28 protein-coding genes are annotated in these 26,041 nt (G+C 44.6%); 8 read left to right on the top strand and 20 right to left on the bottom strand.

The annotated features are described in order from the left end of the window. Positions 1–153: 153 nt before the first annotated feature. Positions 154–1,185 carry a LacI family DNA-binding transcriptional regulator gene (locus ACLROL_RS06425; RefSeq protein ID WP_413067515.1) on the top strand — a complete coding sequence of 344 codons (1,032 nt, stop codon included), beginning with the start codon at positions 154–156 and terminating at the stop codon, positions 1,183–1,185. A gap of 88 nt (positions 1,186–1,273) precedes the next feature. Here ACLROL_RS06425 and ACLROL_RS06420 read toward each other — a convergent pair whose 3' ends face one another. The 4 genes from ACLROL_RS06420 to ACLROL_RS06405 form a co-directional block, all read right to left on the bottom strand. Continuing rightward, positions 1,274–1,780: a hypothetical protein gene (locus tag ACLROL_RS06420; protein WP_087209892.1), complete on the bottom strand. Its 507-nt coding sequence runs from the start codon at positions 1,778–1,780 to the stop codon at positions 1,274–1,276. Continuing rightward, on the bottom strand, positions 1,780–2,181 hold the full coding sequence (locus ACLROL_RS06415; protein WP_087201471.1) for a DUF4430 domain-containing protein: 402 nt from the start codon (positions 2,179–2,181) through the stop codon (positions 1,780–1,782). Before ACLROL_RS06415 ends, ACLROL_RS06420 begins: the two co-directional genes overlap by 1 nt. 225 nt (positions 2,182–2,406) lie before the next feature. Then, positions 2,407–2,856 (bottom strand): Hsp20/alpha crystallin family protein, encoded by a 450-nt coding sequence (locus tag ACLROL_RS06410; protein WP_413067514.1) that lies wholly within the window; start codon positions 2,854–2,856, stop codon positions 2,407–2,409. A gap of 223 nt (positions 2,857–3,079) precedes the next feature. Continuing rightward, positions 3,080–3,580 carry a GNAT family N-acetyltransferase gene (locus tag ACLROL_RS06405; RefSeq protein WP_413067513.1) on the bottom strand — a complete coding sequence of 167 codons (501 nt, stop codon included), beginning with the start codon at positions 3,578–3,580 and terminating at the stop codon, positions 3,080–3,082. 104 nt (positions 3,581–3,684) lie between these two features. Between ACLROL_RS06405 and ACLROL_RS06400 the strand changes: the two genes are divergently transcribed. Next, a complete protein-coding gene (locus tag ACLROL_RS06400) occupies positions 3,685–4,362 on the top strand; it encodes a YjjG family noncanonical pyrimidine nucleotidase (RefSeq protein WP_413067512.1) in 678 nt (225 codons plus the stop codon). 82 nt (positions 4,363–4,444) lie between these two features. On the opposite strand, the gene ACLROL_RS06395 is transcribed toward ACLROL_RS06400, so the two are convergent. Then, positions 4,445–5,176, bottom strand: coding sequence for a class I SAM-dependent methyltransferase (locus tag ACLROL_RS06395; protein ID WP_288723415.1), 732 nt, complete (start codon positions 5,174–5,176; stop codon positions 4,445–4,447). Between the two features lie 131 nt (positions 5,177–5,307). On the opposite strand from ACLROL_RS06395, the gene ACLROL_RS06390 reads away from it, so the two are divergent. The 3 genes from ACLROL_RS06390 to ACLROL_RS06380 all read left to right on the top strand — a co-directional run bounded on the left by ACLROL_RS06390 (position 5,308) and on the right by ACLROL_RS06380 (position 6,932). Further along, entirely contained in the window at positions 5,308–5,655 is a 348-nt protein-coding gene (locus tag ACLROL_RS06390) for a PadR family transcriptional regulator (protein WP_413067511.1), read from the top strand. After that, complete coding sequence (locus ACLROL_RS06385) at positions 5,642–6,304, top strand: hypothetical protein (protein ID WP_413067510.1); 663 nt, start codon at positions 5,642–5,644, stop codon at positions 6,302–6,304. The genes ACLROL_RS06390 and ACLROL_RS06385 overlap by 14 nt, the downstream gene beginning before the upstream one ends. 118 nt (positions 6,305–6,422) lie before the next feature. Beyond that, on the top strand, positions 6,423–6,932 hold the full coding sequence (locus ACLROL_RS06380) for a nitroreductase family protein (protein ID WP_287449534.1): 510 nt from the start codon (positions 6,423–6,425) through the stop codon (positions 6,930–6,932). Between the two features lie 131 nt (positions 6,933–7,063). On the opposite strand, the gene ACLROL_RS06375 is transcribed toward ACLROL_RS06380, so the two are convergent. The 7 genes from ACLROL_RS06375 to ACLROL_RS06345 form a co-directional block, all read right to left on the bottom strand. After that, complete coding sequence (locus tag ACLROL_RS06375) at positions 7,064–10,249, bottom strand: UvrD-helicase domain-containing protein (RefSeq protein ID WP_413067509.1); 3,186 nt, start codon at positions 10,247–10,249, stop codon at positions 7,064–7,066. Positions 10,250–10,287: 38 nt separating this feature from the next. Next, complete coding sequence (locus ACLROL_RS06370; RefSeq protein ID WP_221919318.1) at positions 10,288–10,926, bottom strand: YczE/YyaS/YitT family protein; 639 nt, start codon at positions 10,924–10,926, stop codon at positions 10,288–10,290. Position 10,927: 1 nt separating this feature from the next. Further along, the gene (locus ACLROL_RS06365; RefSeq protein ID WP_087199769.1) at positions 10,928–11,356 is read right to left on the bottom strand and encodes a MarR family winged helix-turn-helix transcriptional regulator; all 429 of its coding nucleotides are present in this window, start codon (positions 11,354–11,356) and stop codon (positions 10,928–10,930) included. A gap of 135 nt (positions 11,357–11,491) precedes the next feature. After that, on the bottom strand, positions 11,492–12,025 hold the full coding sequence (locus ACLROL_RS06360) for a hypothetical protein (protein ID WP_221919319.1): 534 nt from the start codon (positions 12,023–12,025) through the stop codon (positions 11,492–11,494). Continuing rightward, positions 12,016–12,666 (bottom strand): J domain-containing protein, encoded by a 651-nt coding sequence (locus tag ACLROL_RS06355; RefSeq protein ID WP_087199773.1) that lies wholly within the window; start codon positions 12,664–12,666, stop codon positions 12,016–12,018. The genes ACLROL_RS06360 and ACLROL_RS06355 overlap by 10 nt, the downstream gene beginning before the upstream one ends. Continuing rightward, positions 12,647–13,504: a DUF5685 family protein gene (locus ACLROL_RS06350; RefSeq protein ID WP_087209925.1), complete on the bottom strand. Its 858-nt coding sequence runs from the start codon at positions 13,502–13,504 to the stop codon at positions 12,647–12,649. Before ACLROL_RS06350 ends, ACLROL_RS06355 begins: the two co-directional genes overlap by 20 nt. Before the next feature lie 91 nt (positions 13,505–13,595). Beyond that, the gene (locus tag ACLROL_RS06345; RefSeq protein ID WP_413067508.1) at positions 13,596–14,960 is read right to left on the bottom strand and encodes an MATE family efflux transporter; all 1,365 of its coding nucleotides are present in this window, start codon (positions 14,958–14,960) and stop codon (positions 13,596–13,598) included. A gap of 168 nt (positions 14,961–15,128) precedes the next feature. Between ACLROL_RS06345 and ACLROL_RS06340 the strand changes: the two genes are divergently transcribed. Further along, positions 15,129–15,638 carry a GNAT family N-acetyltransferase gene (locus tag ACLROL_RS06340; protein WP_221919322.1) on the top strand — a complete coding sequence of 170 codons (510 nt, stop codon included), beginning with the start codon at positions 15,129–15,131 and terminating at the stop codon, positions 15,636–15,638. Here the strand turns inward: ACLROL_RS06340 and ACLROL_RS06335 are convergent. The 7 genes from ACLROL_RS06335 to ACLROL_RS06305 form a co-directional block, all read right to left on the bottom strand. Continuing rightward, a complete protein-coding gene (locus ACLROL_RS06335; RefSeq protein WP_087199781.1) occupies positions 15,611–16,276 on the bottom strand; it encodes a helix-turn-helix domain-containing protein in 666 nt (221 codons plus the stop codon). The genes ACLROL_RS06340 and ACLROL_RS06335 overlap by 28 nt on opposite strands. Positions 16,277–16,362: 86 nt before the next feature. After that, entirely contained in the window at positions 16,363–16,734 is a 372-nt protein-coding gene (locus ACLROL_RS06330) for a GntR family transcriptional regulator (protein WP_087199782.1), read from the bottom strand. Continuing rightward, complete coding sequence (locus ACLROL_RS06325) at positions 16,731–18,134, bottom strand: PH domain-containing protein (RefSeq protein ID WP_087199784.1); 1,404 nt, start codon at positions 18,132–18,134, stop codon at positions 16,731–16,733. The genes ACLROL_RS06330 and ACLROL_RS06325 overlap by 4 nt, the downstream gene beginning before the upstream one ends. A gap of 77 nt (positions 18,135–18,211) precedes the next feature. Next, positions 18,212–20,722 (bottom strand): ABC transporter permease, encoded by a 2,511-nt coding sequence (locus tag ACLROL_RS06320; protein ID WP_413067507.1) that lies wholly within the window; start codon positions 20,720–20,722, stop codon positions 18,212–18,214. Next, a complete protein-coding gene (locus tag ACLROL_RS06315) occupies positions 20,709–21,404 on the bottom strand; it encodes an ABC transporter ATP-binding protein (RefSeq protein ID WP_087199787.1) in 696 nt (231 codons plus the stop codon). Before ACLROL_RS06315 ends, ACLROL_RS06320 begins: the two co-directional genes overlap by 14 nt. A 65-nt stretch (positions 21,405–21,469) precedes the next feature. Beyond that, complete coding sequence (locus tag ACLROL_RS06310; protein WP_318255631.1) at positions 21,470–22,348, bottom strand: HAMP domain-containing sensor histidine kinase; 879 nt, start codon at positions 22,346–22,348, stop codon at positions 21,470–21,472. Positions 22,349–22,407: 59 nt separating this feature from the next. Beyond that, on the bottom strand, positions 22,408–23,076 hold the full coding sequence (locus ACLROL_RS06305) for a response regulator transcription factor (RefSeq protein WP_087199789.1): 669 nt from the start codon (positions 23,074–23,076) through the stop codon (positions 22,408–22,410). 186 nt (positions 23,077–23,262) lie between these two features. Between ACLROL_RS06305 and ACLROL_RS06300 the strand changes: the two genes are divergently transcribed. Then, complete coding sequence (locus tag ACLROL_RS06300; protein WP_087199791.1) at positions 23,263–23,694, top strand: gamma-glutamylcyclotransferase family protein; 432 nt, start codon at positions 23,263–23,265, stop codon at positions 23,692–23,694. Positions 23,695–24,044: 350 nt separating this feature from the next. Continuing rightward, a complete protein-coding gene (locus tag ACLROL_RS06295; protein ID WP_288723441.1) occupies positions 24,045–24,917 on the top strand; it encodes a phosphoribosylaminoimidazolesuccinocarboxamide synthase in 873 nt (290 codons plus the stop codon). A gap of 205 nt (positions 24,918–25,122) precedes the next feature. On the opposite strand, the gene tuf is transcribed toward ACLROL_RS06295, so the two are convergent. Beyond that, a partial coding sequence (gene tuf, locus ACLROL_RS06290; RefSeq protein ID WP_413067506.1) for an elongation factor Tu occupies positions 25,123–26,041 on the bottom strand: 919 nt, incomplete at its 5' end.

Genomic DNA, 26,041 nt, shown 5'->3' with positions numbered 1-26,041 from the left:
CACTTTATACATAACCGGTTACTTTACCGATTACTTATTGTTCTTTCTTCCTTTTTCTGCTATACTTGGCATGAAGAGCTACCCATATCTCAATACAGGGCGCGTGGAATTGCGTCCTTCTATACATTTACGTTTCTGGGAAAGGAGAGCATTATGAACCGAAAAAAAAATATAACTTTTGACGATATAGCCAAATATACAAATTTTTCCAAGACGACGATCTCCAGATATTTTAACAATCCGGATTCCCTTACTTTAAAAAACCAGGAGATCATCGCCCAGGCACTTGTGGATCTTGACTACAAAGAAAATAAAGTAGCCCGTATTCTGGCAAGCGGAAAGACAGAATTCATCGGCATCGTAATCCCATTTCTGCACAATCATTACCATTTGGAAATGCTAACCCAAATCCTGCTGACCTACGAACAGTTTGGCTATAAATTTCTCGTATTTATCGGAAATGGGGAAAAAGAGACAGAAAGACAATATATCGATGAACTGCTGGCCTATAAAATCGAAGGGCTCCTGATCCTAAGTTTTACGATCCCTTCAAGAGAGCTGGCCGATCTGCCGATTCCCATCGTAACCATCGAGAGGGAAGACAAATATGTATCCAGCGTAAACACGGATAACTATATGGGAGGAGTCCAGGCTACCAGCCTGCTCGCCAAACATGGCTGTGATATCCTGATCCATCTGAATACACGTACTTCCCCTTCCATCCCTTCTTATGGCCGTATCAAAGGATTTCTCGACCTGTGTGAAGAAAAACACCTGAACCAGCGTATTATATACAAAGATATCGGAACTGAGTACGAGACAATGAAAAAGAATATGGGAGAGATACTTGATGAAATCGAAGCCGAATATTCCGGCATGAAAAAAGGAATCTTTGTCTCCAACGATACAAATGCAAATGTGCTGCTCAATCTTTTAATACGAAAATACGGCAGACTGCCGGATGACTATTATATCGTCGGTTTCGACGATTCCCCAATCTCCCGTGAGGCAGTCATGTCCATCAGTACCGTGGGACAGCAGATTGATAAAATTGCTTTTGAAGCGGTCAGTCTGCTGGTGGAACAGATGAACGAAAGAAAAAAACGCAGACCTACACCGTTGGCCGAACCTGTTCATAAGGTCATCACTCCTGTTCTGCTGCGCCGGGAGACTACAGAACACTAGATATTGGTTCTAAAAAAACACCAGAGCCAAACTTTTTTTCAAAAGCTTGGGCCCTGGTGTTTCATATATATTGTTCCAGAAACTCTCTTTATGCAGTTTTGTACAGTTTGGGAAGGATCCGGGAAATCGGCCTGTAAAGGGCAATGCAGACGACGATATTTCCGATACAATGGAGGATATCATACGGAATCCCAGACACCCAGTAGGCAAATCCTGCTCCTATCCCTCCCGCGAAAAAATATGGGATCGCACAGAAGGCTCCAAACAAAAGCCCGAAAAATCCAGCTACCAAAGCCCATATCCAGATTGACTCCTGCTTTTTTAAAAGAAGTACCACTCCCGCCAGAATACTCCACACATACAAGTAGTTGATCCACCAGATTCCGAAACCATAGATAATCCCTTCCAGAAACACAAATACATAGATGATCCAGAAAACTTTCTTTCCAAAACTCTTTGCATAGATCATAATAAGCAAAGATACAAGCTCAATGTTCGGTAAAAACGCCAGTCCGACCTGCACAACAAGCAAGACAGCGGCGCATACAGCCAGAATTGCATAGTCCCTGACTTTGATTTTTGCGGAATCTTTCATTAATATCCTTCCTTCAGCGTGAGTTCAAATTCATCTTGATCAGAGACAGGTGTCTGATCCGCCGATGTATTGACCTGCTCTCCTCCTTTTGTAATGCACCACCACTGCTGTTTACTGTCGTCCGCTTTCTCTCCGTCTACTTCTGTAATGAAAAGTCCATACTGTCCTTCCGTTCCTTTAACCAGATCATGCTCCTCCAGCACTTCTCTTAAGTACTCCGCGTCTGTCTTGTACTCAAATGATGTTTCCTTTTTATCTCCATGGATCACAGTAATGCTTACTTCTTTCTGTCCTTTTTCCGCTTTTGGCCGGAAATTCTGGTACAAAATGACGGCCGCCGCTATAAGGATTACCAGTACACAGGCTGCGATCAAAAGTATCCTTTTCTGCTTTTTCTCCATCTTCTTTTCCTCCTTGTTCATAAAATAAACAGCCGGGCTACAGGACACGCTATCCTGAGCTTCTGGCATTCCCCTACTATACTATAGATCTTTTCTCATGTCCAGCTTTTTCCATGGTTCTCGCCATGCAAAAACGACTCTGTGCAAACCGTTTTCCGGTTCCCACAGAGTCGTTTCTCTGGCAATAAATTGCAGCCTGTTTCTATTCCTGTTCTGTCTGTGAACTTATCCCTCGATAGCGATATGATTGTTCTGTTCTACTGTTTTATGATCTCTTTTCGGGATGGATAATTTCAGGATACCATCTTCGTATTTTGCATGAATATCTTCTTTCGTCACGCCTTCTCCGATATAAAAGCTTCTGCTCATGCTGCCTGAATACCGTTCACGGCGAATATAGTTTCCTTTTTTATCCTGCTCATCTTTATCGAGACCTTTTTCTGCGGAAACGGTAAGATATCCGTTCTTCAGCTGGGCATTGATCTCATCTTTTTTAAATCCCGGAAGGTCAACATCAAGTTCATACGTATTTTCCGTTTCTCTTACATCTGTCTTCATCATATTTCTTGCATTCTTTCCGTACAGTGGATTTTTACTTCCAAAAAAGTCCTTCTCAAACGGGAAATCCATCCAGTCATCAAATAAGTTTTCTCCAAAAATACTAGGCATCATCATAAGTCATATCTCCTTTCATCATGACAAATTGATTTTTCTATTAGCACTATCGGAGAAATCCGAAGTGTCGATTCCGAACATCGTACTTGGAACCTTTCTTTTTTGTTCCTTCCTTTGTTCTATCTGTAATATAACACTTATTGTTAGCGCTGTCAAGCATTGAGTGCTAACAATTTTGTGAAAGAATTGTGAACCTTAAATGAAAACATAACCTCTGCTTTTCTTATATCTTCTTGCTCATATATAAAATCAAATCATCGTCATTGCAGCAGGTTGTGTACGGTTTCAATATCTCGTTTCTGTACCAAACACCGCTTCCATCTGGAATATAACCCCTTTTCACATAAAGCCTCTGAGCCGCCCCATACCCACTGTGAAGGCCGACTGCCAGGCTGACATGATCTCCGTAGGCGCTGGCCGCTTTCTCCGCTTCATCCATGATACGGCTCCCTATCCCTCTCTTTTGATACGCTATCAAAACATTGAAATCCGTCAATTCCGGGTATCCAAGCTTTGCAAACGGTCCGCTCTTTGTGTGCGGAAGAAGAGTAATGTAGCCTACAGGGCGCTTCTCATACTCTGCCACAAAGACATCTCTTTCCCCTTTTTCCTGTTCCGCATAATAATTCCGAAAGATTTCCATTTTGGGCGGCCATCCTTGTTCCAAGAAAGAGCGGCAGAACTGTTCCGCATCACTCTCATACATTTTCCTGATCTTTAGCATGCAGATTTCTCCTTTCATTTCTGTCTGTCCTGTCACAGTCAAATCATGTTATACTGTTTTCAGCGTTACCGGCGCTGATCATTTTATTTGGAGGTAGTGGTACCATGTTTGATATCATTTTGTTCGATCTTGACAATACGCTTCTGGATTTTAACTGGGCGGAACGAAACGCCCTTCTTCACACGCTTCCCTCACTCGGCATCGAGCCGTCGGAAGCCGTGATCCGCCGCTACAGCGAGCTGAACCTTGCCCAGTGGAAACTTCTGGAGCTTGGAAAACTTACCCGGGAAGAGGTAAAACTTCGCCGCTATAAACTTCTCTTCGAAGAGATCGGGTCAGATGCTTCCCCACATGAAGCTGTAAAAATCTACGAATCTTATCTTTGCCAAGGGCACTGCTTTCTTCCCGATGCAGAAGACATTCTGAAGACTCTCTGCTCTTCCAGGCAGCTTTATCTCGTGACAAACGGCACTTCTGCCGTTCAGAAAGGACGGATCGAAAGCGCGGGGCTTTCCAGATATTTTCGGGATTTCTTTATCTCCGAAGAAATCGGGTACAACAAACCGTTCAAGGAATACTTTGATTACTGTTTTTCTCATATCCCAAATTTTCAAAAGGAATCTTGCGTCATTGTGGGAGACAGCCTGAGCTCTGATATCAAAGGCGGAAAAAATGCCGGAATCCAGACGGTCTGGTTCAATCCAGCACTTTCCCAACCGGATTTTGATATTCAGCCGGACTATGAGATCCACGCGCTCAAAGAGCTGCTCACTATTTTGTGATCTGTTTTTCCCAGATTTGTCTGTTTTTGCGATACGGTATCTGTTTCTCCCGCCCTTCGGGGCGGGACTTTCCTGGATACTGTTATTCTTTGACAGCAGATATAAGAAGCATCATCGGTCTTCGCATCTCGTCTTTCATCCCCGGCCACTCCATCATTCTCTGTGGTGGCTCCGGCTCTACCACCCGTTTTATCGAAAATCCCATTTGAAGGAGTGTATCCAGATAGGTCGTCAGCGTTCTGTGATATTTTGTCACTTTCTCCCCGAGAAATACGGCCTCTCTTTTCCCTTCGTAATAATAATTGTCTACCGGAAAATGCAGGATGCTTCCATCCGGTCCGTAATACCAATCCTGATTTCCATAAGCTGTAAACACCGGATGTTCCACGGAAAAGACAAATGCTCCTCCTGAACAAAGCCACCCTTTGATCCTGGATACAAGATCCGGGAAATCTTTTACATAATGAAAAGCTAGAGAACTCAGCACCACGTCAAAAGAATCTTCTTCCAACACAAGGTCTTCCATAGCGCATCTTCTGTACTCTATTATCTCCCCTGCATTCTTCTCGCGCGCTGTCTCCAGCATCTTCTCCGACAGATCGATTCCGAGTACAGATACTGCGCCTTTCTCAGCCGCATACGCGCAATGCCAACCATATCCGCATCCGAGGTCAAGGACTCGTTTCCCTTGAAAATCCGGCATCATTTCCCGAAATCGTTCCCATTCTCCCGCTCCGGAAAGTCCATATCTCGATCGGCTCATTTCACTGTATTTCTGAAAAAATTTCTCATCATCATATTTATTTTCCTTCATAAGAATTTCCTCCTCGTTGGCTGCTTTCCATTATTATAACTTATCCATATTGACACTTCTAGTATTTTGTATTACAATATAGTTAAAGGTATTTTGTATTGCAAAATACTATATAAAACGGAGGCCGCACTATGATTTCTTCACAAATGCTAAAAGGGACACTGGAAGGCTGCATTCTTGGAATCATCAGCCGGAAAGAAACATATGGATATGAGATCTCAGAACAGCTTGGGTCGTACGGATTCGGGAAGATTACCGAAGGAACCATTTATCCCATTCTTCTGCGGCTGGAAAAAAACGGGATGATCACAGCCACCTACCGGCAGTCCGATATGGGACCGAAGCGGAAATATTATTCCCTTACCGCTGAGGGTATGGAAGAATTCCACCATTTTGTATCTGGTTACAACGAGCTATCAAACGCCGTGTCCTGTCTGCTTCAGGATACTTTAGGAGGGGAACGCTATGAAAATAAATGAAAAAGAGCTGCGCCGGGAAAACAATCTTCTGGAAAAGCAGTTATCCAAAGAAAATCAGGCCATATTGACAGACATTGTCGTATATCTCAAGTCCTTTGATATCAGCGAATACCGCGTAGAAATTGTGCGTCAGGATATCACGAATATGATACTCGAAGGCGAGCGAAGAAATCTTCGGACAGAGGATGTGATCGGTCCTGACTACAAGGCATTCTGCGACAGTATCGTGTCCGAACTTCCGCCTCTGACAAGAAAAGAAAAAGTATGGAACATGGTAAACTCAGTTCTTCTTGAGTTTTTAGTGCTTCTTCCTATCTGGGCTTTGACTTCCTTCTCTTCCGCATGGAAGGTTGAGCATTCTCTTCCGGAGTTTCCGGTATACGCTGGTTCACTCCTTAGCCTTTTCTTCATCGCCGCACTTGCCCAGGGGATTGTCTGGTACATTACGAAAACTTCATTTGAAAAAGAAGAACCTTTTCACGGAAACTGGTGGAAACAATGGCTTTCCCTTACGGCCATCCTGCTGATCTGCTTTTTGCCGTCCTTTGTGTTTCGTCAAGTTCTCTTTTATGTACATTTTGGGTATGTAATCCTCTTGTTACTTTTACTGTTTGCCGCTTACAGACTGAGCGGACTCCTGCATAAATGATACACTCCTTAGATAGGATTCTCCTTTTATCATAAAAAGATACTCATCTTTTTTCCCAAAGTGCTATACTATTTACAGAATCATTCACTATTATTTCTGTCAGAAGGGAGAGACTTTTATGAACTGTTCAGATGCCATAAGAGAAAGAAGAAGTATCCGTAAATACAAAGAGGGCGTCATCATTCCGGATGAAGACATGCACAAAATACTGGAAGCTGCCATGATGGCTCCAAGTGCACGCAACACCCGACCATGGGAATTCTTCGTTGTGACAAACCGTGAAATTCTTGAGAAATTTACCGAAGCACATCCATACACCACTATGCTACGCACCGCATCTGCTGCTATCGTCGTATGCGGACGCCCGGATCTGCAGGAAGGCGTCTGCGCAGGATACTGGCCGCAAGATTGCGGCGCTGCTATCGAAAACCTCCTGCTCCAGGCAAAAGCTCTTGGATACGGCACCTGCTGGTGCGGCTGCTATCCATCCATGGATCGCGTCGAAAAATTGCAAGAAATCCTGCATACTCAAAGCATCCCTGTATCCATCGTGGCAATCGGGGAAGCCGCTGAAACACCGGCAGCAAGAGGATATTTTGATCCCGCACGGGTAACCTACCTCAATTAGAATTATCATTTCGCAAGAAATCCTGCAAAAAATCAGCATCACTGTATTTACATCAAATACATTTTCTATGTTTTGTACGCAGCAGAACGTATAGGGGACGTGTTCCGGCAAGCCGGAACACGTCCCCTATTTTATTCAAACAAACTCATCTGATGGTATTGTTCTTTTGGTTTCTTTTTTCCGGGAGCAATTTCTTTTTTGACTGTTTTTTCATCGAGTTTTTTTGTAAATATGCTTTCTTTTCCGGATTTTGTCATGATCAATTCTTTTTTTGCTCTTGTCATTCCTACGTACAGGAGGCGTCTTTCTTCTTCTTCGTTGGTTGTATAGTTTTCGGATTCCAGTGGGATTGTTCCTTCTTCTACCCCGCAGATGATGGTTACCGGAAATTCCAGTCCTTTGGATCCGTGCAGTGTCATCAGTGTTACTGTTTCGGATGTATATTCATGTTCTGCGCATCGTCTGAGGTCGCTTTCTACACCGAGCTCCAGGGCATTGAGGAATTCCGGCATTGTCCGATAGCATACAGCCATTCCAGTGAGTTTTTGCATGAAGTCTGATTTTTTCAGGTTCATATCGTCGATCCATGTTTCCATAAATTTTTTTGGTTTTTGCTTTTTATAGTTTTTTTCGCATTTTTCTTTTGTCTTTTTCAGGATTTCTTCTGATATAGGGTGGAGTTCATCTTTCCACAGTAATCGAACACTTTCTTCTTTTGCATAATCATCATCCGGATTTTCCAGATATTTGAAAAAGGAAATGCTGCCTCGTACTTCTTCTTTTTCGAGAAAGCTTTCCCGCCCTGCGATCTGATAAGGTATTCCTTCTGTCTTTAAGGTTTTTTCCAGAAGTTCTGCCTGCCGGTGTGTCCGGTAGAGGACTGCTATATCGCTGAATCCTCTCACTTGTTTTCCTTGTCTATTTCCCAAATCATTGTGTGCTTCCAGCATTCCAACACCTCCAACCAGACGGTTGATCTCTTTTGCAATAAAGATGGCTTCGCCCATTTTCCCTTTTGTCTCTATCATCCTGACCGGAACTCCTTCGTTTTGATTGGAATGGAGTGTTCTGTCTTTGCCGGGATTTTCGGAAATGACGTCCTGGGCCGCCCTGAGAATTTCTGGTGTGGACCGGTAATTTTCTTTCAGACGGATTTCTTTCAGATTTTTGAAGTCTTTCCTCAGCCGTTCAAAACATTTCTCATCGGCTCCACGGAATCCGTAAATAGCCTGATCCGGATCCCCGATGACAAAGAGTTCGCGCCCGGCTCTGTTCCACATTTTGATCAATTCGTACTGAACAGGACTGATATCCTGGAACTCATCCACGAGCAGATAACGGAACGGTTTTTCCCATCCTTCGCCTACTTCCTTTTCTTGAATCATTCTCAATGTTTCCAGAAGCAGATCGTCAAAGTCCATCCGCCCCTTTTCTTTCTTCCTCTTTTCATAATCCGAAAATGCCTCTTCTTTTTCACAGTGTTCCTTCTGACCTCTGTGAGTTTTCCATATGGACACCTCATTCAAAAACATGTCTGGCCTGATGGAAAGTCCGTATTCGGCAATGATTTCTTTTGCTATTTCTTTTCGTTCTTCTTCATCTGCCAAAAAGACATCCAGTCCCTGGTTTTTCAGAAATTGCAGGCAAATCGAATGGAAGGTACCGATCTGCATTTTGCCGATCCTCCTGCCTTTCGCAAGTTCTGTTTGAATCCTTTCTCTCATCTCCCGTGCAGCCTGATTGGTAAAGGTTACCGCCGTGATCTCCGAAGCTTTGATCTTCCGGTGTTCCAGAAGATAGACAATGCGGGAGACGAGTGTCTTTGTCTTTCCCGTCCCCGGTCCGGCGATGACAGCGATGTTTGATTCAGCCGCCCTCACTGCCTCACATTGCTCCAAGTTCAGTCCTGGTATTTCTGCACAAGCTTCTGGCAGACTGCTTTCTATATCCAACTGTTTTTCATCGCGGTATAGATCCTTTTTCCCCTCCGCAGTTTCTTCCTCTTCTTTATTTTTTGTGTTTCTTTGCATCTGCAGTCCAAGCATTCCAAAGAAATCCATCTGTCCTTTGAGATTTTCCCTCTCATCCGGCCGAAACAGACGGATCGTCCCGTACTCTCCGTCAAATCCCGGGATCTTTTCCGCCTTTCCTTCCCGGAGTCTTCTGATCCCCTCGGCGATCATTCCTCCGGAGACAGAGCGGATCTCTTCTTCCGGAATGGTCCTCAAAATATCAAATTCAGCCCCGAGATGCTTCAACAGGTTTGTGTATTCTTTCTGTACTTTGACGCTGGCCGGCGAATATCCCAGAGATGTCCCGATTACTTCTGGGAGCGGCATAAGATTTTCGTATACTTTCGCATCTTTTCGGACAAACCCTTCCTGCCTGTCTGACAGCTGCTCGACCCGATGCGACACTCCGACCGTAATCTTTTTCCCACAGACCGGACAGATTCCATTGTATTTTTCTGTCTCTGCCGGAGTCAGGCAAAGCCCGCATTTGCGGTGCCCATCCAGGTGGTATTTCCCTTCCTCCGGGAAAAACTCGATCGTCCCGCAAAGTCCGTCGCCTTCCTCTATCGCCTTTCTCAATCCTTCATAGGACAGTTCTATATCCAGGAGATTGGCTTCTCTCCCAAGCTTGGACGGAGAATGTGCGTCCGAATTGGAAATCAGCTGATAGCGGTCAAGCGCCGAAACTCTCCAGTTCATCGGAGGATCAGAGGAAAGTCCCGTCTCCACAGCATGAATATGGGAAGACAAATCCAAAAAGCACTCTTCTACCGAGTCAAAACCGGAAAACGCTCCGAACATAGAAAAATGCGGCGTCCAGATGTGGGCAGGCACAAACATGGCGCCCCTTACTGTTTCCAGCAAGATTTCCAGAAGATCATGACAGCTAAGCCCCAGAATCGGTCTGCCGTCGGAGTGAATGTTTCCGATGCCCGCCAGTTTTTCTGATAATATCTCCGCCTCCTCAATTCCCGGAAGAACAATCAGACTGTGTACTTTTCTTACCTTTCCTCCCTGCTTATAGATGGAGCTGATCTCCCCTGTGATGACAAACCTTGGGATCATCGTGTCTGCTATTGATCCGTCCTGAATCCGGTATTCCGGTTTGAGAACATAAAGCCCATCTTCTGCTGGCATCAGTTTCTCTTTCAATTCTTCCCTCCATGCAGGATGCGTGAAATCTCCGCTTCCTACGATGTGTATTCCTTTCCTCCTGGCCCAAAGATCCAGATGTTCCGGGGTCCCGTCCTTGCTTGTAGCTCTCGAATATCGGGAATGGATATGTAAATCCGCTATGTACGTCATATTCCTTTTCTCCTTTTCCATCGATGTGGCTGTTTTTGTCATGAAAGCGCCCTGATCTTGCCAATCAGTTTTGTCCGGTTACAAAGATTTACGATTTTACCAACTGCCAGTGCAGAAATGACCGTCCCGATGCCAAGTCCGTTCAATCTGTGGAAAAAAAGCAGTGAGAGGATAAACGACAATGTGATCAGTGTCGTGTCAAACACCACTTTCACAGTGCCAAACCGTTTTCTGCTTACTGCAGATATCGCCTTCACAACGCCTTCTCCCGGTACCAGGAGAACATTCGGCGCTACCTCAATGCTGATCCCCATTGCAAGGATCACACATCCTGCCAGCAAAGACAGTATCTGCGCTGAAGCCCCGGACGGAGCAAACGCATCAAGCATATTCATACTGATATCGATAAAGGCACTGAAAATCACATTTACTCCGATCTGCAGAATCTGCCTCTTCTGAAAATCTTTTTTCAAAAGAAAGATTTGCATCAATATGAAAATCATATTCATCACAAAGGTAAATTGCCCCAATGTAAGAGGAAATTTCTTACTCAGTACATACGGCAGACTGGAGATTGGCGATGTTCCAAGCGCGGCCTTTGTAATAAAGGCAATGCCGAACGAATTGATCAAAATTCCAAGCATAAAGCAAATACACCGAATACATTTTTTCCCCATTTTATCTCTCCCCTCTCTTCAGATTCAACAGTATTTTCCTGAATGTTTCCAAAAACCGTTTTCTTTCTTCTTCGCTGATATCGCCCCATGCCTCCTGATCGACTCCGGCGCATATCTCCTTTACTTTTTCCGCTGTTTTTTTCCCTTTTTCCGTGAGAAAAATATTGCTTATCCTTCTGTCTGCTTCGCCTGCTTCCTTTCTCACAAGACCATTTTCCTCCATACGTGACAGAAGGCTTGTCACTGTCGATTTATCCAAAATACACCCTTCCCCAATTTCTTTCTGCGTACATCCTTCTCTGGCTAACAGAAACTCCAGAATTTTCGGTTGTCCTGGCATAAGGTTCTCTCTTCCTGTCCGTGAGACAATCGCCTTGTTAGACAGATTGAACGCAAGAAGAAGAAGATAATGCAGTTCTTTTTCCTCCATATGTTTCCTCCTCGCAATTAGTTTTAATGCAAACTATATTAAATTATATTCCCACTGTTTTTGAAAGTCAAGAAAAAAAGCAGCCCTCCCCGGTTTACGGAAAGTTCTGCCTTCTTGTACACATTTTCATTTTTATTACCGGAACATCCTGCCCCGAAATTTTGTCCATATATGAGCCTGCACATAATCATATGCCCGATCATAGATAAAGAGTCCAATCTGACCTGCCGCTACAATCCCTACAAGAAACATACCAGACAGGCTTTTCCCTCCAAAGAGTACTTCCTGAAAAAAGAAAATCATCGGGACAAACATAATATTGAATACAATATACTTTATTACCCAGAAGATTACCGTTTTCTGCATCCTGTGATCCTTGGCCATAAGCCTCCATGCCGCTTCTATGATAAGAATATAAAACCCCATGGCAGCAAAAGAAATGACATAAAACTTATTCGGCGCAGTCATAAATCCGAGAAGGACATCGGCAACGTAAAACGCTGCACCGACCCGCATCCCGAATTCCCGGATCACGATCCCCACAAAATAGGAGGCCGCTGCCAGAAGGAACAGCGTGTTCGTCTCAATCACGCTTCCAAGAGCCATGCAGACAACCGACAGGGCCAAAAGCAGCCCTCCAAAAGCCATCGTCTTTGGTTTTACATGCATGAACAAAGATCTCCTCCCATACATTCACATAACGTATCCGCGCACCATAAGTCACAGCACATATTTCCTGTTCCGCAGGAACTGTTTCCGCCTCCGTATCCGCCTCCGTACGGATTGTTCTGATATCTCCGGCTGTTCCAGTCGATGGTATTCAGAAGCTGACGATACTGAACATTGTTTGGCTCCATATTGACCGCCTGCTGCGCATGCTCCCGCGCCACAATATTATTTCCGATTCCCATGTTAGCCGCGCCGCTTGCATAGTACCACATGGATGTGCGGTTCGGCATCCTGTCCAGAAGATTCAGTGCCTCCCGGTATCTTCTTGTGTTGATAAAGTTGAATACCGCCTGCATTTCCGCATCCTGACTATTGTTATAAGAAGAATTGTAGGAAGAGGAACTGCTGCTGCCGTAACCGTAAGAATAGCCGCCCGTACTTCCGCCGGATGAACGCTCTTTCATAATCTGATCGTACGCTTCCTGCACTTCCTTGAATTTTTCCTCCGCAAGATCTGCAAGCGGATTATTTACATTGGCATCCGGATGATATTTTCTCGTCAGATCTCTATATGCTTTTTTTATTTCGTCTTCTGATGCATTCTGGGAAACTCCCAGAACATCATAGGGATTTTTTGACATCGTTCTGTTCCTTTCCTTCTTTCTTTTTCTTTTGAATCGCCTTATAGCGGTTCCACACTCCATCATACAGGATATTCCTCAAAATGTCCACATCCAAAAGACATGGAAGCTTCTCAAATTCTGCGCTGCACTCCGCGATCATCATGCAAAGCAGCGTCCGGATCTGTTCCTCGTAGTCTTTCTGCTGCCAGATCTTCCTAAGCGGATTGTAACAGTTTTTTTCCAGGTCGCTGTCCAGGTCATCGTAGGCATCCATAATATAAATAAACTTTCCAAGGAAAAAGCCAAGCCTGCGGAGAGTCTGTTCCCACACATCTTTTTTGTAGACGAAGAATTCCTCCATCAATTTTCCAAAACATCCGGCCGTTTTGTCCAGATCCATACTGTTTTCTTTCTCGCATTTTGACAATTCCGAAAGTGATCTGCGGATCGCTCTGCTTTGTCTCGGATATTTGGAAATGATCTTTCCCGCTTTTCGCTTCAGCATTCCCGTACCCACAAACCCGGACACTTTCTTTTCATCTATCCAGTCATCCTTCATATGGTAGTACGCCAGGAGCACGTTCATATCTGCCGCATACTCGGTTATCTCATTTCGGAGCATCATCTGTTTCTTTACCGGATGGATCTTGCAGCGGTGCTGCTCTTCCCGCGTCTCGCTCTCGTACAGAGAGGTCAGAAGAATGATGGCGAAAGTCATGTCGTAAGTAAGGGTCATCTGTCCTGAAAACCCATACTTCTCTTTCAGCACACGGCACAATCCGCAGTAATATGCCTTATATTTTCTGAAATCTTTCATTTTCAATTCCGGCTCACAGACCGTCACATACCCAAACATATGTCTCCTCCGATCCTGTTGATTCACACCGCTTTCGGCATTATACAAAATATTTTAGCAAAATCATCTGCAAATATCCATAAAATTTTCCTTAAACATTGTTTTCCCTGACCATTTCCCGCTTCTGCTTTCTCATAATATAGAAATAATACGGGATCAGAGGAATCAATGCTGCGATCCACGCTGCCGGATCAGTAAGACATACTCCGACAAAACTTGTCTTTCCAGCCACCAGAGATACAAGCACCGCTCTGGCAACCAATTCGAAAACGCCTCCAAGCATTGGCACAAGTCCGTAGCCCATACCTTGAAGTGTATTCCGATAAAGGAAAATGCTTCCCACAAACGGATATGCCCAGAATACTGTGTGGAAATATAACACTGCTACCTCTACCACTTCCGTCTCAGACGGATCCACAAACAGGAACGTCATATACTCTCCAAAGAAATACATAACGACCATCGTAACGACACTCCACACCAGAATCATGATCTGCGTACACCTTACCCCGCTCTTTACACGATCCATCCTTCCAGCTCCGTGGTTCTGTCCCACATAGGTAGCCATAGTGGCTCCCAAAGCCCCAAATACTGTTGCAACGATATTCTGGATCTTTCCTGCCGCTGAAAATCCGGCCATATAGACAGCTCCATATACATTGACTGCCCCCTGTACGATGATTGCCCCAATGGCCGTGATGGAAAACTGAAGACCCATCGGAATACCAAGAGCCAACAGACGTCCGAAACTATGTAAGGAAATCTTGAAGTCCTGCTTGCTAAGATGCAGGATCGGAAATTTTTTCCATATATACACCAGACATAAAAGTGCCGAAATCAGCTGCGCGATGACCGTCGCGTATGCGCATCCTGCGACGCCCATTCCAAACCAGACAATAAAGACGATATCCAGCACCACATTGATTACCGCAGAAATAATAAGAAAATAAAGCGGAGACTTGGAATCCCCAAGCGCCCTTAGAAAGGCTGCAAGAGAATTATATGCAGCTGTTACCAAAAGCCCGGCATAGATGATTCCCATATATGCCTTTACATCGCCCATCAGTTCTTCCGGCGAATTCATCAACCTAAGGATCGGCTCATTAGCGACCTCAAAAATAATCGTCATCGCAACTGAAAAAGCGACGGCCAGATAGATGGACATTGCGACATAGTGCCGCATCCTGTCGTACCGTTTTGCCCCGAACCACTGCGATACTAAAATAGCAAACCCGCTGCACAGTCCGCTCATCCATCCTGTTACAAAAAACATCAAAGATCCCGTACTCCCGATGGCAGCCAGCGCGTCAACTCCAATAAACTGTCCTGCTATAATAGAGTCCGCGATGTTGTAAAACTGCTGAAAAATATTTCCAAGACACATCGGGATCGTAAAACGGATGATCAGCCCTGCGGGATTCCCAACCGTCATATCATTGGTCTTAGTTCCCCCCATGATTTAACCCTTCTTTCTCTCTTTTTTCGCACGTTTACTATCATACCATATCTCAGATAGATGTCTATAGAAAAGAATACATTCTTTTGCACAAAAAACAGTTTTTATGTACAAAATCTGAACATATGCTATACTTATTATTAAAATATACGGAAATGGAGGTTGGCTATGAAAATAGAGTTAAAGAAATGGTCTTTAGACGATAAGAAAAGCCTGAGTGAAGTGTGCAGCCGGGTTGACCGGACTTATCTTTCCAACCGGCTGCCATCCCCTTATACTGAGGACAGTGCCGCCTGGTGGCTCAATATGGCCTGCGAGCAGGAAGGACATTCCGGAATTTTCCGTTCAATTAACGTGGACGGAAAGATTGTCGGAAATATCTCCGTGGAGCAAAAATCGGACGTATACCAAAAAGACGCAGAGATCGGATACCTGCTCACCACAGAAAACTGGTCCCGCGGGATTATGACAGAGGCGGTAAGGCAGATTTGTGACATCGCTTTTGCCAAACTCGACATCATCCGCATTACCGCCCTCGTGTATGAGCCGAATACCGCCTCCAGAAAAGTCCTTCTGAAAAATCAGTTTGTTCTGGAAGGAATCATGAAACGCGCTGTGTGGAAAGACGGGCACATTTACGATCTCTGTGTCTATGGGCGGCTGAAGGATCCCCTCTGATCTTTCTGAGATTCCCTTCTTTTCTTTCTTCTTTCCACAAGGGTCCCTGCCGCTATCCCGGCGGCAGCACAAAGAATTCCCGGCAGCATGGCAGAGAGCTGAGGCAGATTTACTTTATCAAACGTCCTCATGTTTGCCATGGAAAAGGTTGCATACGGAACAAGCATATACAGAACGCCAAAAAACAAAAGCATCAGCCATTTGTACGCGTTCCATCCATCGTCCTTTCCGACAAAAATGGAGCTTACAAATATTACCGCCGGGAAGACAAAATGCAGAAACAAGATAGAGTAGCCCATGGCATTTTCTTTTGCTCCCAGCCAGAAGATCAGAATGCACCCCATCCAGATCAGCAGATCGGTAAGAAGCAGCAGGCGTCTTCCAAGCGCCTTTCTGCTCTTTACCACATCTGTGCTTTCTGCCAGATACGCCATCATCTTCTCGTCCTCTTTCAGAAGTTCGTCCAAACTGATATTGTAAAGTCTGCTCAGATCTATGACATATAAAATGTCCGGGTAACTTCGATTGTTTTCCCAGTTGGATATGGTTTGTCTGCTGACCCCTATTCGCTCAGCCGCTGTTTCCTGTGTGATCTTTGCCCTTTTTCTCGCCTCTTTCAGTCTTTGTCCAATATCCATCGCATCCCCTCCTTTGGCTTCATTATGTCATGGAGAGTCAAAAAAATCTATCAAATATTTTTGACATCGACTTCTTTTACCCCGTTCTAGGTTTCCACATATGCTTCCCTGCACATATCCAAAAACTCCTCACGGCTGCATCCGCCCAGCGCAGCCTCACTTGCTAGCAATATAAGCTCTTTGCGGTGTCCTTCGTTGGATGCAAAATCAGGCATTTGGTTTTTGGCACAGACGACAGCCCCTCTTCTTCTGTCCGTCACAATATAGCCTTGCTGATCCAAAAGTTTATATGCCTTGCTGACAGTCATCGTATTAACGCCGATGTCTGCTGCCAGGCTACGCACAGTGGGAAGCTGTTCCCCGAAATCGATCTGCCCTCTTCCAATTCCCTTTACGATCTCATTTCGTATCTGGAGATAGACTGGTACCTCGCTTTGATAGTCCAGTTCCATTATCATGATCCATTCCCTCCTTTTATCTCCTCGTATATCCGGATTGTCTGAGCTGGATCATCGTCGTTCACGATATAGATGTCCGTCTCTGTCTTGAGTACCAGATACGGACGGTGTTTCCACGCAAGATAGACTCTCACATTCCCGTATTTGTCATAACGGAATTTCCCCTTCCCATAAGATGCTGTGGACGACCCGTTCGTCCGGATCCCCTCGCCCAGATCGTCGGTAAGCTCCGCCTCCACAACCTGTTCTTTCGGAATCTTAGCATTATACAGCGGACCTGTTACTCGAATCACTCCATCTTCTATCACAAGATCCGCAAGAAGACCTTTTTCATCCAGATACTTTGGATAAGCAAACTGCCAAACGACAAACAGAGCAATTCCGGCACAAAACAAAATGATACCAGCCGTCATCCATTTCCCCTTTCTTGCCGCCTGATTGACTGTGAGGTTAAGTCCGCCGCTGTTATTCTCTTTGAAAACCTGAGGATCGTAAGGATTGGAATATCGAAGTCCAAACCAGCCGACATCCCAGTATGTCTCCTCGTCATACTCATACACGACTTCACTGGCAAGCTCATACTGCTTCTCTCTCCCATACTCAGTCAACGCAAGGATTGCCGCTGTAACAGACACAATGAGCGCTGCTCCTGCCAGAAACAGGCACTGCAGACGTTCACTGTAAAGAAATCCTGCAATGCCAAGATTCCACACTGCATCCCCACTGCAAATCCAGAGCCACGCCCTGCTGGCTGCTGCTTTTTTCTTTCCATTCAGCCTCTGATTGACAGTGGACTCCTCGCAGTATGTCTTATTTGGCAGCCAGCGAATGAATCCGATTCCGGCCGCTATGATAAGGAGACCGAGTACACAGACTGCAGCAAACGTCTTCCCGCCTTCTCCCTGAACAAGACAGTATACAAAGGCGATACACTGAATCACAATAGGAATGAGAAACCACCAGCTGCTTGGCATCGACTGGTTAGACCTTTTCCTGTCAAGTTTCAGGTCAATCTTATGTCGAGATTCTGTACGGATAAACCATTGTTTCTCTTGCTTCAGAAGCATAAGACGCTTTCTTGATGTTCTCTCGATCCTGGATGGAAGCATTATCTGTACAAAACCAGACAGTATCATCCACACAAATCCCCACTGAGGAGGAAGAAAGAAAATGATTGCACCCAGGAAGACGCATACAAAGAAAAACAGCCGAATTCTTTTTTTATACTGTCCCAGTATTTCCTGGACACTTTCTTCTTTGGCCATCACTGCTGTGATACGTACCATAAATGGATGCCCAAACCGAGTTCTTGCTTCCTGGATATACGTCCAGTAGAATGTGGCACACAACAGAAGATAGATTCCCAAATAAATAAGCTGCACGATCCTTATTTGATCCATAAGACCCCTCCTTTTGTATTATTTATTATAATACAAAAATGAGGGGATTACAATAGAACTGCACCGCGTTCCAAATATTATTTTGTCTGTCTCATTCTTTCGATAACGCTTCCTTTTTTCGCTATACTGTTCCATACAAAAAGCGGAATCAACGTACAGATCAAAAGAATCGCTGCTGTCATGAGAAGTACCGGCCCAATCGGCACCGCAAAAGGAACATTCCGATAATTTACCGCTTGAAAAATCAGCCAGGTAATTCCCGTCCCAAGAGTCGCTGCAATACAAAGAGAACCCGCTGCAAAGAAAAGACCTTCTATGATAAGCATGCCGCGTATCTGTCCTTGTGTCATGCCCATACTTTCCATGACGGCAAACTCTACCCGGCGGTTTTGAAGATTTCCCGTTACTGTGTTCATATAATTCAGGATACCGATAAATGCCAATATCAGAGCAATACAGATCCCGATTTCCGTCAGATTCCCCTGAGCTTCTTCTACCATCTCTTTTTCCTCTATCTTCGATGTACTTGAAAAATCTTTGGCGTATGGACTTTTTCCGACCAGTTCCATCATCTCTTTCTCCGCCTGCCTATCGTATTCTCTCTCATAGCGGACCGCAATTCTGGATATGGTAATCTGGTCATCCGGAAGAAACTCTTTTAGAGTATCAGCGCTTACAATAATCGTCATTCGGCTCTGGGACGCTGCCATGTAATAATTTTCTCCCGTGAGACCCGCAATTTCAAACGTCCGCCTATTGTCCGGATCTCCATATCCGGTACAAGTTACACGCTTTCCTTTCAGATCAGATTCGGCAATATCCAGACCATTCTGATAGAGAAGACAGGTTTTCCCACTGAAAAACTTTTTTCGGTTTACTTTCGTATTTAATGTCCCTGTCAGATAGTCAAACTCAGCTTCATCTATCCCGACAACACAGAACAGATTATCTTTCATTGTGCCGCTTCTGTAAGATTCTCTCACATCATCGTAAGATTCGTACATCCACATCTCATAAAATTCTCTCATCCACTGATCGGAAAATTCCGGCTCCCATGGGACATCGATCCTGGCAAAATAAAGGGGATTCGCCTGCTTTATCCCTCTGTTGTGTCTGATTTTCTCCAGAAACCTGTCATCCATGAGTTTTTCCCATTTATCTGAATCTTCTTTTTTCAATGTATCATTATATAAAACCAAATCCATATCCATATAGTTCGATACGATCGTTCTGGCTCCCTGGCTTTCAATGATCGTGACCATACAGAGAAATACCGAAAGTGCTGCTGCCAGCGACAAAAGTATGACTGTCGTCTTTTTCCGGTCTTTCAGAAACTGCTCTTTTGCCACGCGCCAGATAATTTTTCCTTTTCCCGTCTTTTTTCTGCTCTTTTTTCCGTAAGACGCCCTGTATCGAGCTGCTTCCACAGGAGAAATCCGCACTGCCATTCTTACTGGTTTCCTGCTGCCGATCCAGACAGTGCAGCCCGCTACTGCAGCCGTCAAAAGAAAAATGAGAGGATGCATGGAAATCTGTACTCCACCGATTTTGTCTGCATCTATCCCCAGGGATCCTAAAATGACCGGAATGAAACCGATCGACACTGCTGCACCCAATAAGACACCTGCCAGAATACCAGCACTTCCAAGAATCATCATCTGCCTCTTCATCAATGTGCTGATCTGCTTTTTTGTCATGCCGACAGTCTGAAGCAGACCATAATAACGAACATCCCCGGCCACAGACAAATACATAATATTATATATGAGCAAGTAAGCGCAAAAACACGTGATCATCACGATTCCTATCATCCCGAAATAAATCGGAATGGATGCCGCCATTCCTTCCGTAAAGATCAAAGCCTGCTGCTTATCAAGCTTCATCTTCTCCTGAAATTCCTGCTGTTCTTTTTCCGTTAGGAATGTCTTTGCAAAATCGATGTGACATCTCCCGGACACCACACTGGAAAATTCATATCCGCATGTATCGTACAGCGCTTTTGAAATGTAAAACACATTTTTGTCTCCGTATCCATCCCAAATTCCGCATATACGGAACTCCATGTCCTTTTTCTGTCCTTTTCCGTCCACATAGACTGCCCGAAAAGAATCTCCGATCTGCCGGTCTTCCAGCCCGCATGTCTTCAACGCCTTTCTTGTTACCATGACTTCTTCTTTTTCCTGCGGGTAAGTTCCTTCTACGGAAGTTCTTGCAGGAGACATCATCTCGTTCCAGAATGTCTCATCCGCCCAGACAGTACCCAAATTAGCCGTTTTGTCCCCTTCCGTCTCCTCAATGTAACCAGCTACCCCTACGAGGCCAACCGCACGCACATCCTCATCTGTTTTACATTTTTCCAGCTGTTCTTCAGATCCCCCATACATCACGGCATCGAAGTCCGCTCCATTCATCCGAATATTCTGAAGGCGCGTCATCTTATAGTAGGTACTTCCTATCGTAAAAACGCTGAAGATCATAAAAGATGACAGCGCTACAGCCGCAAACAGGAGGATGCTTCTTCTTCGATTATGTCTGAGCGCTCTCATGGCCATGCGGCAGATAATCTTTTTGTTATTATTCTCCATCATGCATCTCCCCCGCTTTCACAATCTTTCCATCTTCAATATGGATGATCCGATCCGCCATCTGCGCAATATCATTGTCATGTGTAATGAGGATGATTGTCTGTTGAAATCTCTTGGCCACTGTTTTCAAAAGACGGATCACATCATGGCTTGCCGATGTATCCAGATTACCTGTAGGCTCATCCGCCAGGATAATGGATGGTTTTGATGCCAACGCTCTCGCGATTGCTGTCCGCTGCTGCTGACCGCCTGAAAGAGTATTCGGAAGAGCTTCTTCCTTCTCTTTCAAATGTAAAACCTGAAGGATTTCCTCCACAAACTCCCGATCCGGCACTTTCCCGTCTAACTCCACGGGAAATACGATATTTTCATATACATTCAAATCCGGTACCAGATTATAGCTCTGAAATACAAAGCCAACTTTCCTTCTGCGAAATATCGCCAGCTGGTCCCTGTTCATCCCGGACAGTTTTTGTCCGTCCACAAAGACTTCCCCTTCTGTAGGAACATCCAGACCACCTAACATATGGAGAAGAGTACTCTTTCCGCTCCCCGACTTTCCGATTACCGCCACAAACTCTCGTTCTTTTACCAAAAGATCCACACCGTCCAGCGCTTTTACCGTATGTTTCCCCAACATATAATACTTTTTCAGACTTTCTGTTTTTACGATCCATTGACTCATCTCTTCTGCCTCCTTTTTTTGATACTTTGATCATATCAGGGCAAAATCACAAACCAGTCTCAATCTTAAATTATCACAGCACTGTGAGCATTCCCCTGCTGGTTTGGAAGACAGATCCGAAAATCCGATCCTTTTCCCGGCTCAGAACAAACTTCCACATAGCCGTCCTGCAGCTCGGCAATCGTTCGGGTCAGATAGAGTCCGATGCCGACGCCGTCCTGATCATGTACCTCCGGCTCCCTGTAAAATCGGGTAAAAATCTGAGCCTGCCGTTCTTTTGCAATCCCCTTCCCGCTGTCTTTCACATGGATCTCTGTATAGATTTCTCCCCTCACAGTAAAGACATGTATCGTTCCTCCTGCGTCCGTATATTTTACCGCATTGTCCAAAAGGTTGCCTACTGCCTCTTCTGTCCATTTTCGATCGTGCGGTACCTGTATCTCCAGAATCCCTTTTTGGGAAATCCTGATCCTTTTTTCAGCCGCTCTGCAGGAAACGGCTGCTGCCGCACTTTGTACAGTCTTGGCAATATCCTGATCTTTCTTTTTAATCTGAATGATCCCGGTCTCAAGCCGGGACATTTTTACCATACTCTGAAAAAGGAACTCCAGCTTATCTGTCTGATGCTCCAGCTTGGCAAGAAATTCTACGACTCGCTCCGGCAGTTCCTCGCCGCGCAAAATCTCCAGATAAATCTTCTGGTTTGCGATCGGCGTTTTCGTCTGGTGGGAAATATCCGCGATCAGTTCTTTCATCTTTTCTTTCTCAGCCTTCTCTTCCTCCTTCTTCCTGTCCCATATATGACAAACCCGAGCAAATTTCTCACTTATCCTTCCGATCAGCGTATCCTCCATCTCATATCTTCTTTCCGCTTCTCTCCCGGCAAGAACAGCATCCATCGTCTGTTCCAGCTGTTCTGCAAATATATATATCTTCTTCTTCATCTTCCTTGTCCGAAAAAGAAGAAAGCCTGACACGAAAAACATACCCCCTGAAACAATCATCATCCAATCCATTGATATCCCATCCCATATATATTTGAAATATATTTGTGTTCTCCCTGCTCAATCTTTCCTCGCAGCCGGTTCATGTTCACTGCCAGTGCATGCTTATCCACAAACTGATTTCCTTTTTCCCAAAGATACTCCAAAAACACCTCATATGTGAGAAGCTGCCCTCTGTGGGAAATAAACTCTTGCAGGATCCGAAATTCCGTCGGTGTCACAGGGCACTCTTTGCCTTCGATCTCCACCTTTCCTTTTACAAAATCAATACGCAGAAATCCATCGTCAAAACTTTGTCCTTTGACGTCTTTTCTTCGTTTCAAAATCAAATCTATCTTTTTCATAAGGATACGGATGGAAAACGGTTTCGTGATATAGTCCTCCGCTCCAAGCTCATAACCCTTCAGGGCATCTTCCTCAAGGTCACGCGCTGTCAAAAAGATGACCGGTATGTTGTCCTTCTCTCTCATCCACTTCAGAAAGTCGTATCCGTCTCCGTCCGGAAGATTCACATCAAGAAGGATCATATCCAGTACTATATTCTTATAATGCCCCTTTGCCTCCTCCACTGAGTGTGCAGCCACAGTATGCAATCCTTCTTTTTCCAGCATATAACAAATTCCCTGGTTCATCTCCCAGTCGTCTTCCACTACCAATATGTTTGCCATACCATTTCTCCTTTCTGTCCACGCTCTACCGCTATTTTACTATAAATCGGCTTCCGGCAAAACTCCCTTGGACAATTATCACAAAATCGTGACTGGCATCTGCGCACCAGAACAACACGATTTTTATTGCAAAACTTCGGAGAATCGTGCAAAATATAGATATCAAAATGAAGGAGGTAAATAATAATGAAACTATATATCACTTATGGCAGTAATCTCAATAAAGCTCAGATGGCAAAACGCTGCCCTAAAGCCATCCCGGCAGGATCCGGAATTCTCAAAGACTGGGAACTTCTTTACCGTGGAAAGGAAAGCGGCTTTTATGCTACTATCCAGCCAAAAAAAGGCTCTGTCGTACCTGTTGGCCTGTGGGAGATCTCCCCGGAAGACGAAAAAGCTCTTGATATCTATGAAGTGTACCCGGATCTTTATTACAAGGAAACACTTTCTGTGACACTCACAGACGGTACCGAAAAAAATGCCATGGTTTATATCATGTGTGAAGATGCCCGTGACGGTCGTCCTACCGCGGAATATATACAATCCATACGAGACGGATACGCTGATTTCGGCCTTGATATCCGTATTTTCGAGGCATCTCTTGATCAGATAAAATAGATATTTTATTTATCCGCCCTGTTTTTTCTGTATTTTTATATGTTTTTCTATTTTTTTCTGTATTTCTATTGACATCTGCTTATTTATGAGTTATATTTGGTTCATCAAAAACAAGGAGGTCAGACCAATGGGACGGTAATCTATTTCGAAAACTACTATTTTAAATAAATAGTTTCAAATAGATAAGAAAAAATAAGGAGGACATACCAATGGATGGAATAGGTTAAAGATCCACTGTTCGGAAAGAAAAAGAACAGTGGATTTTTTTTGACAAATTTTAAAAAACCTATTGTGTTCTGTCTCCACTATGTTTATCCTAGTATAGGAAACACGTAGAAAAACTTAGCGAGGTGTGTGAAATGAAACCAATTAAAGAAGGAAAAGTCCGTGAAATCTATGACAACGGCGACAGTCTGATCATGGTTGCTACCGACCGTATCAGCTGCTTTGATGTGATCCTGAAAAACACAGTAACAAAAAAAGGAGCTGTATTGACTCAGCTTTCTAAATTCTGGTTTGATATGACAAGCGACATCCTGCCGAATCATATGATTTCAGCAGATGTAAAAGATATGCCGGAGTTCTTCCAGCAGCCGCAGTTCGATGGAAACAGCATGATGTGCAGAAAACTGAACATGCTTCCGGTAGAATGCATTGTCCGCGGCTACATAACAGGAAGCGGTTGGGCTAGCTATCAGAAAGACGGCACTGTATGCGGAATCAAACTGCCGGAAGGACTAAAAGAATCCGATAAACTCCCGGAACCGATCTATACACCATCCACAAAGGCTGAGATCGGCGATCATGATGAAAACATTTCCTACGAACAAAGTGTGGCACATCTGGAAAAATACTTCCCGGGAAAAGGCGAAGAGTACGCATCCAAACTCCGTGATTACACGATTGCCCTTTACAAAAAATGTGCAGACTATGCATTGAGCCGCGGCATCATCATTGCAGACACGAAGTTTGAATTCGGTCTCGACGAAGAAGGCAACATCGTCCTTGGCGACGAAATGCTCACACCGGACAGCTCCCGTTTCTGGCCAGCTGAAGGATATGAACCAGGACATGGTCAGCCATCCTTCGACAAACAGTTCGCCCGTGACTGGCTGAAAGCAAACCCTGACAACGACTGGACTCTGCCGGATGACATCGTACAGAAGACCATCGACAAATACCTTCAGGCTTACGAAATGATTACCGGAGAAAAGCTTCAGTAAATTTCAAACCTGTACAGGCCTACGCAAAATATGGGGCATCGAGGTTCAAAAGATCTCGACGCCCCATATTATTTTATACAATACAAAACTTTTACCCAAGCTCTTGGCAAAGAGCTACGATACAAAATCCCCGCAGAACCATGATCCTGCGGGGATTCTATTTATATCATCATCTTACGATAATAATTCAATATACAATCTTTAATTATTCGATGATTGTAGCAACACGTCCAGATCCTACTGTACGTCCACCTTCACGAATAGCGAAACGAAGTCCCTGTTCCATAGCTACTGGATGGATCAGTTCAACTGTCATTTCTACGTTATCTCCAGGCATGCACATTTCTGTTCCTTCCGGAAGTTCGCAAACACCTGTTACGTCTGTTGTTCTGAAGTAGAACTGCGGACGGTAGTTGTTGAAGAATGGAGTATGACGTCCACCTTCATCTTTTGTCAGAACGTAAACCTGAGCTGTAAATTTGTGATGGCATGTTACAGAGCCTGGTTTAACAAGAACCTGTCCTCTTTCGATTTCTGTTCTCTGAACACCACGAAGAAGAGCACCGATGTTATCTCCAGCCTGAGCTTCGTCAAGAAGTTTACGGAACATTTCTACACCTGTTACAACTACTTTACGTGTTTCTTCATGGATACCAACGATTTCTACTTCGTCAGATACGTGAAGTGTACCACGTTCTACTCTACCTGTAGCAACTGTACCACGTCCTGTGATAGAGAATACGTCTTCGACTGGCATAAGGAACGGTTTGTCTGTAGCACGTTCCGGATCCGGAATGTAGCTGTCAACAGCGTCCATAAGTTCCATGATCTTGTCGCCCCATTCTCCTGTCGGATCTTCAAGAGCTTTCAGAGCAGAACCTTTGATGATCGGAGTGTCATCGCCCGGGAATTCGTATTCGTCAAGAAGTTCACGAATTTCCATTTCTACTAATTCAAGAAGTTCTTCGTCGTCAACCATGTCACATTTGTTCATGAATACAACGATATACGGTACACCTACCTGACGGGACAGAAGGATGTGCTCTCTTGTCTGAGCCATAACACCATCTGTAGCAGCTACAACAAGGATAGCTCCGTCCATCTGAGCAGCACCTGTGATCATG

It is taken from the genome of Sellimonas sp., from assembly GCF_047234585.1.
In the GTDB taxonomy this organism is placed as follows: domain Bacteria; phylum Bacillota; class Clostridia; order Lachnospirales; family Lachnospiraceae; genus Sellimonas; species Sellimonas caecigallum.
This window is presented reverse-complemented; position numbering and strand designations above follow the sequence as displayed.

Coding starts and splice junctions, on each gene's coding strand:
- ACLROL_RS06425 (WP_413067515.1), top strand. CDS start 154: ATGAACCGAAAAAAAAATATAACTTTTGACGATATAGCCAAATATACA.
- ACLROL_RS06420 (WP_087209892.1), bottom strand. CDS start 1,780: ATGAAAGATTCCGCAAAAATCAAAGTCAGGGACTATGCAATTCTGGCT.
- ACLROL_RS06415 (WP_087201471.1), bottom strand. CDS start 2,181: ATGGAGAAAAAGCAGAAAAGGATACTTTTGATCGCAGCCTGTGTACTG.
- ACLROL_RS06410 (WP_413067514.1), bottom strand. CDS start 2,856: ATGATGATGCCTAGTATTTTTGGAGAAAACTTATTTGATGACTGGATG.
- ACLROL_RS06405 (WP_413067513.1), bottom strand. CDS start 3,580: ATGCTAAAGATCAGGAAAATGTATGAGAGTGATGCGGAACAGTTCTGC.
- ACLROL_RS06400 (WP_413067512.1), top strand. CDS start 3,685: ATGTTTGATATCATTTTGTTCGATCTTGACAATACGCTTCTGGATTTT.
- ACLROL_RS06395 (WP_288723415.1), bottom strand. CDS start 5,176: ATGAAGGAAAATAAATATGATGATGAGAAATTTTTTCAGAAATACAGT.
- ACLROL_RS06390 (WP_413067511.1), top strand. CDS start 5,308: ATGATTTCTTCACAAATGCTAAAAGGGACACTGGAAGGCTGCATTCTT.
- ACLROL_RS06385 (WP_413067510.1), top strand. CDS start 5,642: ATGAAAATAAATGAAAAAGAGCTGCGCCGGGAAAACAATCTTCTGGAA.
- ACLROL_RS06380 (WP_287449534.1), top strand. CDS start 6,423: ATGAACTGTTCAGATGCCATAAGAGAAAGAAGAAGTATCCGTAAATAC.
- ACLROL_RS06375 (WP_413067509.1), bottom strand. CDS start 10,249: ATGACGTACATAGCGGATTTACATATCCATTCCCGATATTCGAGAGCT.
- ACLROL_RS06370 (WP_221919318.1), bottom strand. CDS start 10,926: ATGGGGAAAAAATGTATTCGGTGTATTTGCTTTATGCTTGGAATTTTG.
- ACLROL_RS06365 (WP_087199769.1), bottom strand. CDS start 11,356: ATGGAGGAAAAAGAACTGCATTATCTTCTTCTTCTTGCGTTCAATCTG.
- ACLROL_RS06360 (WP_221919319.1), bottom strand. CDS start 12,025: ATGCATGTAAAACCAAAGACGATGGCTTTTGGAGGGCTGCTTTTGGCC.
- ACLROL_RS06355 (WP_087199773.1), bottom strand. CDS start 12,666: ATGTCAAAAAATCCCTATGATGTTCTGGGAGTTTCCCAGAATGCATCA.
- ACLROL_RS06350 (WP_087209925.1), bottom strand. CDS start 13,504: ATGTTTGGGTATGTGACGGTCTGTGAGCCGGAATTGAAAATGAAAGAT.
- ACLROL_RS06345 (WP_413067508.1), bottom strand. CDS start 14,960: ATGGGGGGAACTAAGACCAATGATATGACGGTTGGGAATCCCGCAGGG.
- ACLROL_RS06340 (WP_221919322.1), top strand. CDS start 15,129: ATGAAAATAGAGTTAAAGAAATGGTCTTTAGACGATAAGAAAAGCCTG.
- ACLROL_RS06335 (WP_087199781.1), bottom strand. CDS start 16,276: ATGGATATTGGACAAAGACTGAAAGAGGCGAGAAAAAGGGCAAAGATC.
- ACLROL_RS06330 (WP_087199782.1), bottom strand. CDS start 16,734: ATGATAATGGAACTGGACTATCAAAGCGAGGTACCAGTCTATCTCCAG.
- ACLROL_RS06325 (WP_087199784.1), bottom strand. CDS start 18,134: ATGGATCAAATAAGGATCGTGCAGCTTATTTATTTGGGAATCTATCTT.
- ACLROL_RS06320 (WP_413067507.1), bottom strand. CDS start 20,722: ATGATGGAGAATAATAACAAAAAGATTATCTGCCGCATGGCCATGAGA.
- ACLROL_RS06315 (WP_087199787.1), bottom strand. CDS start 21,404: ATGAGTCAATGGATCGTAAAAACAGAAAGTCTGAAAAAGTATTATATG.
- ACLROL_RS06310 (WP_318255631.1), bottom strand. CDS start 22,348: ATGAAGAAGAAGATATATATATTTGCAGAACAGCTGGAACAGACGATG.
- ACLROL_RS06305 (WP_087199789.1), bottom strand. CDS start 23,076: ATGGCAAACATATTGGTAGTGGAAGACGACTGGGAGATGAACCAGGGA.
- ACLROL_RS06300 (WP_087199791.1), top strand. CDS start 23,263: ATGAAACTATATATCACTTATGGCAGTAATCTCAATAAAGCTCAGATG.